The sequence below is a fragment of the Streptomyces exfoliatus genome (assembly GCF_000725545.1).
GTDB lineage: Bacteria > Actinomycetota > Actinomycetes > Streptomycetales > Streptomycetaceae > Streptomyces > Streptomyces exfoliatus.
In genome coordinates this window covers 1-15,706 of record NZ_JNZP01000041.1, presented here as the reverse complement: position 1 = coordinate 15,706, position 15,706 = coordinate 1, and the positions used below count along the sequence as shown (strand labels likewise).

Here is a 15,706-nt window from a genome sequence, read left to right as displayed (position 1 = left end):
AGGTCGAGCGGCACGGTTTCGAGGGATTCCCGGCCGGTCTCGGCCGTCGCTGGGTCGGGTGGCAAAGCCAAGGACTGGGCAGGCAGTAGACCCACCAGCAGGGCTGCGCCCAGGGCGGGTATGACAGTTCGCCGCACGCGACGGCGTGCAGGCGGGATTCGACCGAACAAGGTGGGGTCCCCCCGGACCACTTGGAGCGGGACCGGAGCGGACCGCAGGTGATGACACTTCAGATTGGAAGATTCTGCGGGCGTGTCGTGAAGGAATGCCAGGGCGTGACTGCTCTACGTGATTAACGTCACGGAGCGTAACTATGTAGTCCCGCACAGAGAAGGGTTAAGCGGTTCCTTCCCTGGCAGATGAGAGAGCACCCCATTAAGCCCGGCAAACAGCGTGATTAATACATCTACCCCTGAAGTGCCTCTCCCTGACGACTATTCACCCCGGTTTCCTGCAAATCATTCCCTTCGGGATACCCCTTCTCATGCCTCAAGGGCGTCGCTCACTCCCGGGGCCTGCGTTCGCGACCTGCTGACAGCGTTCCGTGTCCCGGCGACGCGCAGGGTGACGGCGCGAGATTGATGGGTCATCATCGGCTCGCCCAGTCATGCCCTTGCGGGAAGGTGCTCCGCCGCGGACTCACTCATCCACACGTCATGGCCGGCTCAGTGGTTTCAGCCGGTGCCGTGAGTGCCCGGGTGCCGAGAAGGAGTCCACACCGAATGAGACAGACATGGCGTCGGCTGCCCGGTCGGCGGGTGAGCGCTGTAGTGGTTGCCGCCGCGCTCGCCGCAGGCGGGATCACCTACGCGGGCTTCGAGGCCGCGACCTCCGAGAACACCTCCCCGGCACCCGCCGCCGGCAAGAACGACAAGACCCGGCAGCAGCAGGCCAAAACAGTGACGCAGGACGTCGCGTCCGCGCAGGCCCGCAAGAGCGGCAAGCAGGTCGAGGTGACGGCGCTGCGAACCGCTCGCTCGACCACATGGGCCCGCCCCGACGGACTCATGACGAAGAAGCTGTACGCCTCCCCGATATGGGCGAAGGTCGGCCAGGAGTGGAAGCCGGTCGACACCACCCTGCGCCGGACGGACGAAGGCTGGGAACCCAAAGCGACCAACACGCGGGTCACGTTCTCCGCAGGCACCAAGGACGCCTCCTCCGGCCGCGCTTCCCGCACGAACGCCCGGCGCGTTTCGCTCCTGCCCGCAGCAGCTGCGGAGGAGGTGGCGAGCCCGCTGGTCACCCTGACGGTCGGCGACACCCAAACCCACCAGATCCAGCTCACCTGGCCGGGCCCCGTACCCACGCCCATCATCGACGGATCACGGGCGCTGTATCCGGAGATCTTCCCCGGCGCCGACCTGGTCCTGACCGCCGACGACGACGGATTCGCACAGCTGATCGTGCTGAAGAACCGTCAGGCCGCCGCCGACCCACGGGTCGCCCAGCTGTCCTACGGACTCTCCTCACCCACCCTGACCTTCCGTCTCGACCCGGCCTCCGGCATCGTCGCGGCGGAGAACGCAGACGGTGAAGAAGTCGCGCTGTCACCGACCCCACTCATGTGGGACAACAGCGGCGCTCCCGCTGTCACCGACGGCCAGCTGGGCGCCTCGTCCCAGCCCACCGCCTCCGAGGCACCGCAGCCGACCATCAGCACGAGCTCCGCACCTGCCCCGAGCCCCAGCGCGACCGAGGAACTGGCCAACGACCAGGTCGACCCCGAGGGAGAAGTACTGCCCGCGGCGACCGATGAGGCCGCCCCCGCGCTGACCGATCCGCCGCTTCCCTCCGCCCCGGCCGAGCCCACACCAGCCCCGTCCCAGACCGGCGCGGCCGCCACACTGAGCCTGCCCCTGCTCAACGGCCCGTCCCCCGAGTCCCACGGTGAAGTGGTCGAAGCCGAGCTGTCCGGCGGGAACTGGCTGCTGACTCCTCACCAGGACTTCCTCAACGACCCCACCACGGTCTACCCGGTCTTCATCGACCCCACCGTCAAGAAGCACACCCAGGACTGGACCACCGCCTACAGCCGCCACCCCAACGCCACGTTCTTCAACGGCAAGGACTTCAACCAGGGCGGCACCCACGAAGCCCGCGTCGGGTTCGAATCCGACACCTGGGGCACCTCCCGCTCGTACTTCAACATCGCCTTCGACAAGAGCCTCCAGGGCGCCAAGATCCAGAAGGCCACCCTGCGCCTGCTGGAGACCTACTCCTGGTCGTGCAGCGCCCGGTCCATGAGCGTCCACCACACCGGCCCGATCAACGGACGCACCAACTGGAAGAACGCCCCCGCCCTCACCGACGGCAACCTGGCGGCACCAGTCAGGAGCTTCGCGCACGGATACAAGTCAGGCTGCCGCGACGCCTACGAGACCTTCGACGTCACCTCGGTCTCCCAGATCACGGCGAACAAGGGCAAGAGCACCATCACGTTCGGGATGCGCGCCAGGGACGAGAAGTCCCAGTACGCCTGGAAGAAGTTCCAGGCGAACGGCGAAAGCGCACCCGTCCTCACGCTGATCTACAACCGGCCGCCGAGCAAGCCGACCAACCTCGACCTCGGCCCCGACTTCAAATGCACCACCGTGCCCCCGTACGTCAGGGTGGGCTCGGAGTCCATCAACTTCACCGCCAAGTCCACCGACAAGGACGACAACCTCGACCTTCTCGACTTCACCATGTGGCCGACCAACAAGTGGTCCACCACCGGCGACATGCTCAAGTCCACCGGAACGGTCTCAGTCGGCGGCGACACCAGCGCAGCCCTGCGCACCACACCCAGCTTCTCCACCAGCGGCATGGTCAACGAGACCATGTACTCGTGGTCGGTCCGCGCCATCGACGACGCCGGCGCCACCTCGGCGTACGCGCCGGGCACGGTCCCCTGCCGCTTCATCTTCGACAACGCCAAGCCCAAGGCGCCCCGCGTCCGCTCCACCGACTTCCCCAACGCTGACGGTGGTGACAACGCCTTCGGCAACGAAGCCGAGGACGCCGACAACTGGTCCACCAAGAAGTTCGGCACCCCGGGCACGTTCTACTTCCGGGCTCTGAACCCCGACGTCAAGCGGTATGAGTACGGCTTCAACGCCAACAGTTACCCCTACTCCCTGGCCCGGACAGCCGGCGCCCCCATCACGGTTGAGGCAATGCTCTCCGGCGCCAAGCCTCCGGCCGCGGGCCCTAACGTGATCTACGTCAGAGCCGTCGACGGCGCGGACCATGTGTCCGATCCCACGAAGTACTTCTTCTACGTGACCCCCCGGGACCAGGCCGACACCGCAGGCGACTTCACCGGCGACAAGCACCCCGACCTGCTGGCGATCACCTCAGGCGGCAACCTCCGCCTGTACCCCTCGCACACCGACAGAACGGACGTGAATTACGTCAAGGGCAATGGAGACCTCGACTACTCCATGTCCGGTGCGTACCGCGAAAACCCTGCCAAGGACCCCAACGGCGGCGACACGGAAGCAGCGTTCATCGCCCCGGTCTCCGGCTACTTCTCCGGCGCGCTCATCACCCACAACGGCGACTTCTACGGCGGCGACGGCCTGCAAGACCTCATCGCGGGCGTCGGCGGAAAGCTGTGGGTCTACCCCGGCGACGGCTACGGCGCCGTCAACACCACCAAGCGCCGCGAACTCCTCCTCCCGCCCAACGCACCCACCAACACCTCCTTCACGTACACACAGCTCCTTGCCACAGGTGACGTCACCGGAGACGGGCGCCCTGAACTGTTCGCCACCGTCGGCGACCAGCTCTGGGTCTTCATCGGCTACAACGGAGCCTCCTTCACCGAAGCCCGCATGCTGACCAGCTCACCCTGGGCCAGCCGCGACCTGGTCATGGTCGCCGACTTCGGCGGCGACGACATCCCCGACCTGCTCTTCCGCACCGAGGAAACCGGGCGCGGCCTGCTCCTGCGACACGGCAAGCCCGGCACGGGAGGCGGCGTCGACCTGAACTCCCTGGCAACGGCCGCCGACTCCAAGACCGGCCGGGACGAGACCTACGGAACCGGAGGCTGGGACAAGGCATCCATGCCCAAGATCATGGGAACCCCCGATGCCCATGGCGACAGCGAAGGCATCCCCGACATCTGGGCAGTCGCATCCGACGGATACCTCTACTTCTACGCCGGCGGCCGCACCGAACACGGGGCCCGCTTCGCCGCCAGCGGCGTCGGCTGGGGCAGCAACCGCGCCATCGGCTGACCACAACCTGGGGCACGGCCCGTCACAAAACGCGGGAGCTGCCTGCAGCTCATGCAGACAGCTCCCGCGCCGTCGAGCCACCCCGATGCGTACATCCCAGAAGAGCACATCAAGTGGCCCCGCAGGGTGAGCAGCCTCCCCGCTGCGGGGCACGCGTGGGCGGAGGACACCACTCGCGCCGCGTGAACACTGGTCACCAGGTACAGCCTGCCCCGCTGGCGTGGTGATGATCGCCATGGCACCCCCGGGGAGCAATGGCTGGCGACCTCGTAGTTTGCGCTGTACACAGGTGGCTCCGAACCGCTCTCAGTGCCCCGGCCCCGATCAGGGCCGGGGCACTGCTGTGCCTGCTGCTCGCTGGAGCCGGCCCTGGAACGAGGCCGTACTGCACTGGACGTGCGACGGCCGGCGCAACCGCAGCGACATCCCGGCCCGGCGCTCGCCGAAAGCCTCGACGCGTGGGCCGCGGACAAGACCCCTGGCACGCCCCGTCCGGTCACCGACGGGCTCGACGCGTCCCGCTTCCCCAGCTCGGCGCAGTACGAGCCGCATCAGCGTGCCCGCGCCGAGCACCTTCACACGGCCCTGGCCAAGGCCATCCAGGAGCGCGCCGAGGCGTGGGACGACCTCAACGTGCTGGCCGACGTTCTGCCGGGGGATGTCAGTGCTGCCCGGCATAGTGCCAGCCATGATCAATGACCTGGAACGTATCGACTGGGGCTCCTTGGAACACGCCTACGGTCCCGCGGACGACGTGCCGGGATGGCTGCTCGGTATGGCGTCAGCTGACCCCGAGGTCCGGGACAAGGCATTCGGCGACTTCTACAACCAGGCCCTCCACCAGGGGAGCGTGTACCCGAGCACGGTGGCCAGTCTGCCCTTCCTCTTCGCCATGGCGGACGATCCAGCAACGCCTGATCGTGGGGCGGTCGTTGCGCTGCTGCTCAGCATCGGGCGGGAGGTGATCGACGCCGAGGAGATCTACGCCGTCATCTGCGGCCCCGACGGCGCAGAGTCCACGATCTACCCGGACACCGCGAACCTGATGCGCGAGCACGCTGACGCCTTCGTCTCCTACGCCAGTGATCCCGACCCCAGGGTGCGCAGGGCCGCGATTGAGGGCTTGGGGCTCTTCCTGGACGATGCCGAGCGGGCGGTAGCGCTCCTGCGGGACCGTCTGGTAGAGGAGAGCGAGGTCGCCGCGCGTGGGCTGGTGGTGCGGACGATGGCGGATCTGGTGCTCCGCCTGCCTGCTGCCGCTGTACCGGCGCGGAGATGGTTCGACGCCCTGGCCGACAGCAGCGCTACGGACCCCGACACCCGCCTTGCGGCCCTCGTCCACCGGGCTCGCTGCGCTCCCGAAGGCATCGACGACCGCACGGTGCCCACCGCCATCGGACTCCTGCGCCAGATCACCCCGACACCCGCGCCCGAGGAGAACAAGGAGGAAGGCCGGGACGCGTCGCGTCCCTGCACGTGCGTTTCCGAGCCCGAAGCCGACGCGGATGTTCCCGGCTACATCGCCGCCGCGTTCGCCGACCTCGAACGTCACGGACGCGTCCACGCCCCCACCACCGCTCTGCTGACAGCCTTCCACGCGACCCTGGACGCACGCCTCGACGACCGGGCAGCCCTGCTCGCCGAGCAACTGTGCAGTCCGGACCCGGGCACCCGGTACGACGCGATCGACATGGCACGCCATCTGATCACCGCCTGGCGTGGTGATCACACCCGTCTCGTCCGGCTCATCGGCGACTGCCTGCTCCCGCGCGACGCCTACACCGCCGCGGCAGCGGCCGAGGCCCTCGGCTCACTGGCCGCCCTCGCCGAACCGGCCCGCGAAGCCCTCGCCGCCTACGTCACCGCCCACCGCACCGAGCACCGGCCCGATGCGTGGGCGAGCCCGCACCCCGATGTGCGCCGGGCTCACCAGATGGCCGTCGTGGCGCTGGCCGGCCTCGGGGACGAACGTGCCCTGCCGAGCCTGCTGACCGCGTTGGACACCGGCACCGACGCCTGGCGCGCGGTGAACGCGGCAGGCCACCTGCCCCAGGCCGCCGCCGAACTCACACCCCGCCTCATCCGCCACCTCGCCGACATCGACCCCTCCCGGGAGCAGCCCGGTTTCGGCTTCACCGCGCTCACTACCGCTCTGTCCAGGCTCGGTGATCCGGCGGCCGTGCCCGCCCTCACCGACGCCCTCCGGGCCGCCGTCCGGCACGAGCAGTGGCACACCGCACAGGCCGCCCTCAAGGCACTTGCCTCGTTCGGCACCCGCGCCTCCTCCGCCCTGGACCTGGTCCGTTCCCTCACCGAGGCGGACAACGTGACCCTCCGGACGGCCGCGGCGAGCGCCCTCTGGGAACTCGAACACCGCCCCGAAACCGTCGTGCCGCTGCTGACCGGACTCCTGGAGCACCACCGGAACTTCGACGCGATCGACCTCGCCGGCCGGATCGGCCCTCCCGCCGCTCCCGTACTGCCGCGGCTGCGGCAGATACTGGCCGGGCAGGTCGAGGAGAACACGCGCAACGAACAGAACGCCTCAGCCGTGCTGAACGACTCGTGGACCCTCGTCCACGCCGCGTCGGCCCTGTGGGACATAGGCGGCAACAGCGAGGCCGACACGGTGCTGCCGGCGCTGCGGGACGCCTGGAAGGACAACGACGCCACCGCACCCACGGTCGTCGCGTGCCTCGACCGCATGGGCCCGGCAGCACGTCCCGCCCTGCCTCAGATCCAGGCGGCACTCGCACAGTCCCACCGCTACGACCAACGCTGGAGCGGCGCGGTCGCATCCGACCTCGACATCGTGCACACCTGCCGCACCATCCTGACCCGCCTGCACAACCTCTCAGAACGTGCGCCCGGCGGGGAGGAGTAGACCCCGCCGGGCCGGTGCAGCGCCGCCGAGGCGGGAGTGGCCCGCGCCGCCGGCGAGCGCAGCACGCTCTGGAGACGGAAGGTCAGTCCGCGATCCAGAGGCGGACTTCCGCTGTCTTCGTACGAGGGAAGGCCATGTCGAAGTTGGTGCGGTTTCCCCAGCCGCACACGTCCGCGGAGTCGTGCCCGCCGTTGCCGGAGTGGGCGCTGACGAAGGCGCAGTGGTCGTCCGCGCGGGTGTCCTCGACCCAGCCGTAGACCTTGAGGGTGCTGCCCGAGCAGGTCAGCGTCCAGTGGGCTTTGGCACCGGGGATCACCGGTGAGGCGGAGGACGGGCAGGATGCTGCGGCGGCCGGGCCGGCGGCGGTCAGGGTGAGCCCGGTGGCGAGCACGGTCGCGGAGAGGGCGGCAACGAGCATCTTGCGCAAGGCCATGGGAGGAACTCCTTGTCCAGTTGGGAGCGTGCAGGTCGGCAGGGTTACGGGGCGGGGGTGTAGTGGACGACGGTGGTCTCGCAGGCCTCGGCGTATACCTTCAGCGCGTCGGCCTCGGCCTGGTCCGCGGCGAGGCCCCAGCGCAGCTTCGTGGCCGTCCACTCGGCGACGTAGCGGCAGTGTGCCTCGGGCAGCGGCGGCATCCACTCGGCCGGATCCCGGTCGGCCTTCGCCCTGTTGCTGCGGGCGGTGACCGCGACCAGGGAGGTCGCGGCGTCCTGGTCGTTGGCGTACGCCTCCCGTCGGGCCGCCGTCCATCCCGAGGCCCCGCTGTCCCAGCTCTCAGCGAGCGGCACCATGTGGTCGATGTCGAGCTTGGCGGGGTCGTTGACCTCCTGGCCGTCGTAATAGCTCTTCCACAGGCCGCCGGACAGCTTGCAGCCGGCCGCCATGGTCGGGGCCTGGACCGCCTCGGCCTGGAGGACCTCGGCGCGGGTGTTGCAGCCGTCTGCCGGGTCGAGGCCGGTGTTCCAGTGCTTGAACGCATCGCGGCTGTATCCGGCGCGCGCCTCGTCGGCGAGGGGGATCTGCTCGACGGCGTCGACCAGGTTGAGCACCTCTGCACCGGCCGGCGCCACCGGGGCAGCGGCGGCCGTGTACGGCAGGGCGATCGGGGCCAGGGCGAGGGAGAGCGCGGCAGCACCGCGCAGCATGTTCTTGATCATGCCTGTAGGAGTAGCGGTGATCACGCTGGTGACGTGGCGGAACCGCGCGTTTCATCAGCCATGTGGGGTACGGCGGTTCACCGGAAAAACGCTTCAGCTCGACCCCATATGGATCATCCAAGATCAGGTGAAACGGCGAGCAAGGATCCTTACGTGATCATTGGTTGTCCACACAGCACCTAATGATCAACGGCTCCTCACCTGCTCGGACGCCACCGAAACCAGTAGCTGAGCCCCTCGACCCGGTAGCGAGCGCCAGCAACGAACCGCAGCTCGTCCACAAGCCGACGCGCGCTGTCCGGCGCCTCGCGGTGCGGCGCCAGCAGCAGCTCCAGCTCCTGCCCTAACGAGCCAGCCAGCCCGGAGAACCGACTACACGTGCAGACGACACGGAGAAGCACTGACACGGCTCACCACCACGGGCGCCCAGCACCGCGAGGACCTGCAGAGCCACCGCGTGGGGTCCTCGGCGGGCACCGTGGTCTCCTGCCTCGTCGGGTAGGAAGCCCCGTGGGGCGGCCCTGCGGTCATACCCAGGTGTAGTTGTCGTCGGTGACGGCTTCGAGGGCGGCGTTGGTGACGGCGGCGCGGGGGTCGGGCAGAGCGGCGAGGGCCGGCCCGATGGGCGGGAAGATGGGTAGTTCGGCGGTCTTGCGGTAGTCGATCCACTTGATGACGCCGGTCTCGTGGCTGCCGTCGGGCTGTTCGTCCAGTTCGACCTCGGCGAGGGTGGCGCGGACCTCGGGGGTGATGTGGAGGCGGTAGATCAGGTGGAGCTTGCGCGGCGGCGGGGTGGGCCCGGGACGGGTGACGCGCTGGTCGACGACCCACATCAGGTCGCCGCCTTCGGCCTGGTCGACATCGAGGTCGAGTTCCTCGGCGAGCTCGCGGGCGAGAGCCTCACCGAGGTCTTCCCCGTGCTCGACGTTGCCGCCGGGCGGGGTGTAGTGGGTGGAGCCGACGCGGTCGCGGCGGATGAGGGCGACGTCGTTGCCGCAGAACACCAGGGCCCCGGTCCGGATCTTGATCCGGGAGTAGGGGGCTGCGGTGGGGGTTTCGGGTGTGCTGGTCATGGCGGTCAGTATCGTGGCCGCCCGGGCGGCCAGGGCAGGCTCTTTCCCCCGCTCGCCCGGCGCCGGGCGAGCGGACGGTGGGCAGGACGGGCAGCACGGCCAGCGGTCATGCTGGTGCGCTGCCAGCGGGAGCCGAGCACCTATGGCCACGGCTACTTCGTATGGGGCAGGGCAGGCTGCGAAGTGCACCGGTCGGAAAACATCGGCTTCTGACCCTTCCCGGGACCCCACGTCCCAGGCCCCATGCCGCGCCCCGGGCAACGGGTTCTGCAACCTCGCAGTCCCGCACGGTCACATCCCCGTGCTCAGGTGCCGGGAAACCGCAGCAGCGGCAAGCCCCCGACCCTGGAGCAGCTGACCGCACTCCTGGCGGCCTATCGCGCATCACGCGAGACGATCGCTGGGATGCTCGCCGCGTACCGGCGGATCGTCGCCGAGCCCGATCCGCCCGCCGTCTACCCCTGCGACATCGTCGAGCGGGCCGAGAACGACCGGGAGGCGAGCCTCGTGCAGGAGGAGAAGAAGCTCCGGTACCGCGGCATCGAGCCCGAGGCGGAGCTCGACTGGTACGACGAGCAGTTGCGCGACGCCCAGGAGACGGAGGGGCGGCGGCTGGAGAGGTGGGTCGACAGCCTCAGCGCGGAGGAGCTTGCCGCCCTGAACCATCAGGCCGCAGCCGCGCCGGGGCGCGATCTGCGCGGAGAGGTGATCAACGCCCGGGACTGTCTGGGCGAGACGTCCGGCACGCCTCCCACCAGTTGACCGCTGCGCTTCACTGCTCGGTCCCGGCGGGTGTGCCCGGTTAGTGCCTGGCCGCCACCGGGCAGCGCTCCGCGCGCGGGACTTGAAACCTCGGCCGGGCGCCGGGGCGGGAGGACCATTCCGTGACGGGCCTGCCCCGGCGTGCCGCGTGAGGGCCTCGGAGCAGGCGATCGGCGTGAATGGACGGTTCGCATGCCCTGGCGAGCGGGGTGGCCGTGCTTGCGTCTGCGCAGGTGGCCTTCCATGGCCCGCACGAGCCGGTGCGGGCCATGGAGGGGTGTCTACCTGCGGGGCAGGCGGAGGCTTTCCTGCTGTGTCAGCAGTCCGAAAACCGCGCGGCTGTGGTGGTGGTCGAACCACTGCTGGGCCAGGTCGCGGTCCACGAACCGTCCCAGACCCTTTTCGGCCGAACTGGTCAGCTCGATCGCCTCCCATCCGCCGAGGGACTCGGCGAACTCTGTGGCGATCTCGTTGAACGAGGGCCCCTGGAAGTAGGACACCGCGGTGTTGGTGGTGTCCAGAGGCTGCCCTGAGGAGTCCGAGCGCAGGGTGCCGGTGGCCCGGCGCGATTGGAAGTAGTCGGTCTTGGTCTGCTTGACCTCGTCGCCCATCACGTTGAGGACCTGCTGGCGGTATGTGCGGGGCTTGAGGCACGCCAGGTAGGAGAAGTCGATGTGGGTCCCATCGGTCCGGATCACCCGGAATCCGGGGTGGGGGCCGCGCTGCGGCGGGGCGATGGTGAAGCTCTCCACACCGGGACCGATCTTGTCCTCGGCGTCGGGGTGCATGTCGAGGAGGTCCAGGAGCAGCAGGTGATGCTCCTCGTTGTCCACCGTGCTGCCCACCGGGTAGCTGTACAGGATTGCGCGGATGGTCTCCTGCGCGTCCTTCTTGGTCGGGTAATCGCGGTGGCCTATCGAGAACTGCGGCATGGGCCGCCCCTTTCTTCAGTTGTCCTGTCCATCTTGGAGCGCTTTTGCCCGCAAGGACAGCGGTTTTCGATAGAAACACATGATTCCGTATACTTATTCCCGTTCGCTCGAGGCGTGCCAGCGGCTGGGGCCGGGCAGTAGAACGGGGGTGTTCCGCAGCGCCAGGGCCGGGCAGGGCGGGGACCCCCGGCACGGGGGAGCCGGAGGTCCCGGGTGGTGCTGCCGCATGGGGTCGGCGGCGCCCCGCAAGCGTAGCTCTGCGTGTCCACTCACACGCCTGGAGTGATGGAGTCCGTCAGGTCGGTATCCGCGTACTCGAGAAGGCGCTCAGCGGGCGCCCGCCGGTGCGTGGTCGATGGGTGAGGTCAGCGCCGGGGTCGCGCAGCCACTGGCGGTAGGTGCGGGTGTCGCCGGGCTGGGTGAGCTTCTCGCCGCGGCTGTGGCGCAAGGAGGCCTGCTGGTAGTGGCGCTGCCAGGCGAGGTCCCACGGGGGTTCCACCAAGGGTCGATCTCGAAGAGGGCGTGCTGAGGCAACCACCTGGCGCCGCCGGCGGCGACGACCCGCTTGGCTCCGTCCTGCTGCCGCAGGGTTCATGAAGCTGATCGACGAGCAACATCCCGAGGCCCGGCGCGCGGGAACGGAAGCCAGGGGCGGTCGGCACCTCAAGGCCGAAAAGCGGGCGGTTCGTGCCAGCGGCCGGACGTTTACGGTAGCCCCATGGATCCTGAAAAGGCCTTCGCTGGAGAAGAGTTGTTCCCCGACGCCCAGCCCTGGGACACGGTGTATGACGCGATGTGGGTGTCACACGGCGAATTCTGGCTGTCTGCCGGTGACGGGCCTGGCACCGACATCGTGACCGCCATCCCTGAAGGTGACTCCGTGAAGGGCAACGGAGAGGCCATCGGCATTCCCACGCTGGGCTCCTCGACTGGTATCGCGGCTGTGCTGTCAGTCTGGGAGTCACCCGCGCCGGACGCCCAAGGCACTCTGCTGGGCATGTCTCGCATCACGTCGCCCACCAGGGAGCTTTCGCTCGTCAACGTGGAAGGCCGGGAGCCCGGCCCTGTCCTGGTGCTCCCGGACGAGGGCGAGCACGAGGTGAGGGTGTGGCGGTGCGCAGCGAAGGGTGCCGACGATCCCGAGCGCTACGACATCCGCGTGTGGCTGTACCCCACTCGTGATTGAGAGAAGGCACAAACTGAACGCTGAGCTACGGCCACGATGTCACTGCGGACGTCAGGGCAGATCTGTCTGACGGGTGAGCACTAGGGCGCTTCGTTTGGATCACTGATGGCGGAGGCGTCCTTGGGCCCTGCGGGTAGCCGCGCTGTCGGTACCACGGTCTACGGTGCGACCATGTCGTTTGCCCTGCCCGATGGTCTGCCTCCCGGCCGGTTCTTGTCTTCCGGTCCCGCACGCGTGTGGGTCTCGGACGAATTTCCTCAAGACGTCGAGCATCTGTGGCCTCGCCTGCTGAGTGAGCAGCAGGCCGGTGGCCTGGTTCCGCTCCTGTGCTGGCCCGACGCCATGGAGAGACCGCTCGGCCTGGACCGCGTTGATGCCGTCCGGCTGGAGGAGGTGCTGGCCACGGACTTTGCCGAGTACCGGCGCAGGAGGCTGCCCTTCTGGATGGACCCGACACCGGCTCCGGTACCTGAAGGAATCGAGCCGTGGCCACACGACCCCGGTCCGCCCTTCGAACAGTGGCCGGGCCTGGCGCCGCAGATGCCGGCTACGTCCGCAGACCCGACGCCCGAGGAAGCGACGGCAAGCCTGCTGGCCTGGCTCATCGAGACGGGCCAGTTCGGGCTGGACGAGTGCCGCCTTGTGCTCGTCCCTGCCCGTCGCGGCAGCGATGCTCTGGCGTTGATCGGCTGGTCCGCGCAGGCACCACTGCCTCTGCTGTTTGCGCTCCTGCGGAGCTGGGAGGACCGTTTCGGCGCCCAGGTCGTGGCAGTGTTCGGCAGCGAGCTGCACGTATCGGTGGCGAGACCCCCTGCTGAAGCAGAGCACGCGAACCTGCTCGCTTTGGAGCACGTGCTGTCGACCGCGAACAACATCGTCGATGACCCGCCCACACCGTTCCCCGAGTACGCCGCGGACCTCGTGGGACGGACTTCCTGGTCGTTCTGGTGGGACTAGGCATGACTGCCGGGCTGCCTCCTTCGTTGGTTCGGGTGTGCCGATGACTGATGCGCAGTGGGCGCGGATCGAACCGTTGCTCCCGGACCGGACGCCGAAACGTGGGGGCCGGTGGAGAGACCACCGTGAAGTGATAGACGCGATCGCCTGGAAGTTCAGGACGGGCTCGCAGTGGGTCCATCTGCCAGCCGAGTACGGCAACTGGCGAGGCGTCTATAACCGGCTACGGATGTGGGCCATCGACGGCACGTGGGAGAGGGTCTTCACTGCGCTCATCTCGCAGGCCGACGCCGAAGAAGACCTCAACTGGGCCGTCTCGGTCGACTCCACCATCGTGCGCGCTCACCAGCACGCAGCCGGAGCCCGCAAAAGGGGGCCCCGGCCGGCGAGCCTGACGACAATGCCATCGGCCGGTCCCGCGGCGGACTGACCACGAAGATCCATCTCGCGTCCGATGCCCGCTGCCGGCCTCTGGCCTTCTACCTCACGGCCGGACAGGCCGGCGACGCGCCCGCCTTCACACACGTGATGGCCCGACTGCGAGTTCCGCGTCGACGAGGACGGCCCCGCACCAGGCCAGACCTGGTCCTGGCCGACAAGGCGTACTCCTCCCGCGCGATCCGCGACCACCTCCGCAAGCGCGGGATCCCCGTTCCAGCCGATCAACGGGGTCACCGGCTTCGTCGCGGAAGCCGCGGCGGCAGGCCACCCGCGTTCGATCGCGAGGCATACAAGCAGCGGAACACGGTCGAACGCTGCATCAACCGCTTGAAACAGTGGCGAGGGCTCGCGACCCGCTATGAGAAGACCGCGACCATCTACCTGGCCGGACTCCACATCGCGGGCATCTTCCTCTGGTCAGCGCGCTGATCCAAACGAAACTGCCTAGTTCAATCCCCCTTCACCAAGCGGGCGCGTGTCGCCGCCGATCTGGCCCATGCCCGCCTACACGGCGACCCGACGCGCGTACCGTTGCGCTAGGACCCGCCGCCGGGAGGAACAGCCGATGAGTGCCCAGCCCGACCACGCACCCCCCATGCCGCACGCTCCCGCGCCCGGCGCGCCGGCCGAACTGCGTGCCCAGCTGCGCGCGGACCGCCGGGCAAAGACGTGGGTCCCGGCGTTCGAGCGGGACTGGGCCAAGGCCCTGGAGGACGCCCGGCACGCCTTCAGTCTCACCCCCCTGCACGAGGTCGTACGCACCTGGCAGCTGCGCGCCGCCGCCGCCGGGGACGTGGATGCCTTCATGGACGCAGGACAAGACGACTCCGACTTCGTGGACCTCGACGACGTCCTCGGCGGCCGCCCGTGACCGAGCAGCCGTGGGCAGCGCGCCTGTCCCCGCAGGCCGCTAAGTCGCTCACCGCGCTCCCTGACCCCGCCCGGGAGATGGTCCGCGACCTGCTGGACATCGCGGTCCGCTCCCCGTGGGGCTGGCCGCAGTGGAACCCCGGCGACCCGGAGGGCGAGGACGTCCGCGCGGCATCCGTCGGACAGCTCTCCGTCGTCTACATGGTCAACCGCCTCACCCACCGCCTGTCGGTCTTGAGCATCGTCTGGCTCGGATAGCCCCAGCCTGCCCCTTCAGGTCAGGAAGGGCAGCGCCCGCAGCCGGCCGCGGCGGTCGACCCGGACCGCCTGCAGGCGCCGGCAGAGCCTTGCCGTTGACGATCCGCCAGGCCGTTGTACGCGGCGGCGGCTTATGCCCGAGGGTAAGACGGGGATCGCTCAGGCAGGGAGCACCAGCCCCTTCGTACGCCGCCGCCAGGGCAAGGCAGAGCTCCCGCCCGACGGGCTCCTGGAGGCCCGCCTCGCCCGGCGGCGGCGTCTCAGCCCCGGCCCGGTCGATCCCGGCACCACATCTGCCCAGGACTGACCGTACGAAGGCGGTGAACGGGGGCGCGAAGCTTGGTCAACAGGGGCTAGGGTCGGCTCCAACCCGCGCCGATATGGCGTGCGCGGGCGAGGCCCGGCGCCCAGATGCGCTCTGGGAGCAGTACCGCCGGGCCGCCCCAACCCCTTCTCGCGCGCGCAACTGGAGGCGGAGATTGCGGGTACCGGTCGGCACCGGCCCTGCGCCGGGGACGAGGGCATGTGCTCGCTCCTCGCCCTGCCCGGCATGGACCTGTGCGTGGTGTGCCTCGGCGGCGAGCAACCGGTCTGCGCCAACGGGTGCGGCCGTGGCGTGGTCGCGGACGGGAAACTCTGCCTGGTGTGCGACAAGCCTGTCGACGGTCATGTATTTCCCCATCGCGAGCGTCAGCTTCCCCGCCCAGACGTTCGACCCGTCGTCACGCCAGCGTGGTCGTTTCTCGACCGACCGGGGGGTTGAGGCGAGGTTCGGCCGGTCAGTCCCAGTCGGACGCCGGCTGGTCGACTCGGCCGCCTTTGTGGGGTGTGGGGATGTAGTCGCGAGCACCGCCAGGTAGCACGGCAACACATGCCGCCGAGCAAGCGTTGACCAGCAGGGGAAGTACGTCAGTGGCCACGCGCAGTGAGATCCACACCTGACGGAGTCCGCTCTGTTC

15 protein-coding genes are annotated in these 15,706 nt (G+C 69.0%); 10 read left to right on the top strand and 5 right to left on the bottom strand.

The features are described 5' to 3' along the window. Positions 1–722 precede the first annotated feature (722 nt). The 3 genes from IO20_RS0131890 (at position 723) to IO20_RS0131880 (ending at position 7,110) form a co-directional block, all read left to right on the top strand. The gene (locus IO20_RS0131890) at positions 723–4,226 is read left to right on the top strand and encodes a DNRLRE domain-containing protein (RefSeq protein ID WP_078946270.1); all 3,504 of its coding nucleotides are present in this window, start codon (positions 723–725) and stop codon (positions 4,224–4,226) included. 396 nt (positions 4,227–4,622) lie between these two features. Continuing rightward, positions 4,623–4,925 carry a hypothetical protein gene (locus tag IO20_RS40495; RefSeq protein ID WP_030556371.1) on the top strand — a complete coding sequence of 101 codons (303 nt, stop codon included), beginning with the start codon at positions 4,623–4,625 and terminating at the stop codon, positions 4,923–4,925. Then, positions 4,915–7,110, top strand: coding sequence for a HEAT repeat domain-containing protein (locus IO20_RS0131880; protein WP_051875060.1), 2,196 nt, complete (start codon positions 4,915–4,917; stop codon positions 7,108–7,110). The genes IO20_RS40495 and IO20_RS0131880 overlap by 11 nt, the downstream gene beginning before the upstream one ends. An 82-nt stretch (positions 7,111–7,192) precedes the next feature. Here IO20_RS0131880 and IO20_RS0131875 read toward each other — a convergent pair whose 3' ends face one another. The 3 genes from IO20_RS0131875 to IO20_RS0131860 all read right to left on the bottom strand — a co-directional run bounded on the left by IO20_RS0131875 (position 7,193) and on the right by IO20_RS0131860 (position 9,341). Then, complete coding sequence (locus IO20_RS0131875) at positions 7,193–7,543, bottom strand: hypothetical protein (RefSeq protein ID WP_030556365.1); 351 nt, start codon at positions 7,541–7,543, stop codon at positions 7,193–7,195. A gap of 44 nt (positions 7,544–7,587) precedes the next feature. Further along, on the bottom strand, positions 7,588–8,268 hold the full coding sequence (locus IO20_RS0131870) for an HNH endonuclease family protein (RefSeq protein WP_031127767.1): 681 nt from the start codon (positions 8,266–8,268) through the stop codon (positions 7,588–7,590). Positions 8,269–8,795: 527 nt separating this feature from the next. Further along, on the bottom strand, positions 8,796–9,341 hold the full coding sequence (locus IO20_RS0131860; protein ID WP_030557034.1) for an NUDIX domain-containing protein: 546 nt from the start codon (positions 9,339–9,341) through the stop codon (positions 8,796–8,798). A gap of 309 nt (positions 9,342–9,650) precedes the next feature. On the opposite strand from IO20_RS0131860, the gene IO20_RS0131855 reads away from it, so the two are divergent. Continuing rightward, positions 9,651–10,103, top strand: a complete 453-nt coding sequence (locus IO20_RS0131855; protein ID WP_157850834.1) for a hypothetical protein — start codon at positions 9,651–9,653, stop codon at positions 10,101–10,103. Positions 10,104–10,384: 281 nt separating this feature from the next. On the opposite strand, the gene IO20_RS0131850 is transcribed toward IO20_RS0131855, so the two are convergent. Both IO20_RS0131850 and IO20_RS0131845 read right to left on the bottom strand, forming a co-directional pair. After that, complete coding sequence (locus IO20_RS0131850; protein WP_030557036.1) at positions 10,385–11,035, bottom strand: DCL family protein; 651 nt, start codon at positions 11,033–11,035, stop codon at positions 10,385–10,387. 295 nt (positions 11,036–11,330) lie between these two features. Beyond that, positions 11,331–11,537 (bottom strand): hypothetical protein, encoded by a 207-nt coding sequence (locus IO20_RS0131845; protein ID WP_031127766.1) that lies wholly within the window; start codon positions 11,535–11,537, stop codon positions 11,331–11,333. Between the two features lie 216 nt (positions 11,538–11,753). Between IO20_RS0131845 and IO20_RS0131840 the strand changes: the two genes are divergently transcribed. The 6 genes from IO20_RS0131840 (at position 11,754) to IO20_RS40490 (ending at position 15,054) form a co-directional block, all read left to right on the top strand. Beyond that, positions 11,754–12,221 carry a hypothetical protein gene (locus tag IO20_RS0131840; protein ID WP_030557039.1) on the top strand — a complete coding sequence of 156 codons (468 nt, stop codon included), beginning with the start codon at positions 11,754–11,756 and terminating at the stop codon, positions 12,219–12,221. Between the two features lie 171 nt (positions 12,222–12,392). Then, positions 12,393–13,178 (top strand): DUF4253 domain-containing protein, encoded by a 786-nt coding sequence (locus IO20_RS37085; protein ID WP_030557041.1) that lies wholly within the window; start codon positions 12,393–12,395, stop codon positions 13,176–13,178. 43 nt (positions 13,179–13,221) lie between these two features. After that, positions 13,222–14,048 (top strand): IS5 family transposase gene (locus IO20_RS39160; RefSeq protein WP_245685130.1). Its coding sequence is split into 2 segments (ribosomal slippage): positions 13,222–13,546 and positions 13,546–14,048, totalling 828 coding nucleotides; the frame shifts between segments, so codons are not numbered across the junction. Between the two features lie 136 nt (positions 14,049–14,184). Further along, positions 14,185–14,490, top strand: a complete 306-nt coding sequence (locus tag IO20_RS0131825; RefSeq protein WP_030557046.1) for a DUF6247 family protein — start codon at positions 14,185–14,187, stop codon at positions 14,488–14,490. Further along, complete coding sequence (locus IO20_RS0131820; RefSeq protein ID WP_030557048.1) at positions 14,487–14,747, top strand: hypothetical protein; 261 nt, start codon at positions 14,487–14,489, stop codon at positions 14,745–14,747. The genes IO20_RS0131825 and IO20_RS0131820 overlap by 4 nt, the downstream gene beginning before the upstream one ends. Positions 14,748–14,880: 133 nt before the next feature. Then, positions 14,881–15,054 carry a hypothetical protein gene (locus tag IO20_RS40490; protein WP_157850833.1) on the top strand — a complete coding sequence of 58 codons (174 nt, stop codon included), beginning with the start codon at positions 14,881–14,883 and terminating at the stop codon, positions 15,052–15,054. Positions 15,055–15,706: the final 652 nt, after the last annotated feature.

Bases quoted from the DNA above. Each gene is read 5' to 3' on its own strand.
- IO20_RS0131890 (WP_078946270.1), top strand. From the start codon at position 723: ATGAGACAGACATGGCGTCGGCTGCCCGGTCGGCGGGTGAGCGCTGTA.
- IO20_RS0131880 (WP_051875060.1), top strand. From the start codon at position 4,915: ATGATCAATGACCTGGAACGTATCGACTGGGGCTCCTTGGAACACGCC.
- IO20_RS0131875 (WP_030556365.1), bottom strand. From the start codon at position 7,543: ATGGCCTTGCGCAAGATGCTCGTTGCCGCCCTCTCCGCGACCGTGCTC.
- IO20_RS0131870 (WP_031127767.1), bottom strand. From the start codon at position 8,268: ATGATCAAGAACATGCTGCGCGGTGCTGCCGCGCTCTCCCTCGCCCTG.
- IO20_RS0131860 (WP_030557034.1), bottom strand. From the start codon at position 9,341: ATGACCAGCACACCCGAAACCCCCACCGCAGCCCCCTACTCCCGGATC.
- IO20_RS0131850 (WP_030557036.1), bottom strand. From the start codon at position 11,035: ATGCCGCAGTTCTCGATAGGCCACCGCGATTACCCGACCAAGAAGGAC.
- IO20_RS0131840 (WP_030557039.1), top strand. From the start codon at position 11,754: ATGGATCCTGAAAAGGCCTTCGCTGGAGAAGAGTTGTTCCCCGACGCC.
- IO20_RS37085 (WP_030557041.1), top strand. From the start codon at position 12,393: ATGTCGTTTGCCCTGCCCGATGGTCTGCCTCCCGGCCGGTTCTTGTCT.
- IO20_RS0131825 (WP_030557046.1), top strand. From the start codon at position 14,185: ATGAGTGCCCAGCCCGACCACGCACCCCCCATGCCGCACGCTCCCGCG.
- IO20_RS40490 (WP_157850833.1), top strand. From the start codon at position 14,881: ATGCCCGAGGGTAAGACGGGGATCGCTCAGGCAGGGAGCACCAGCCCC.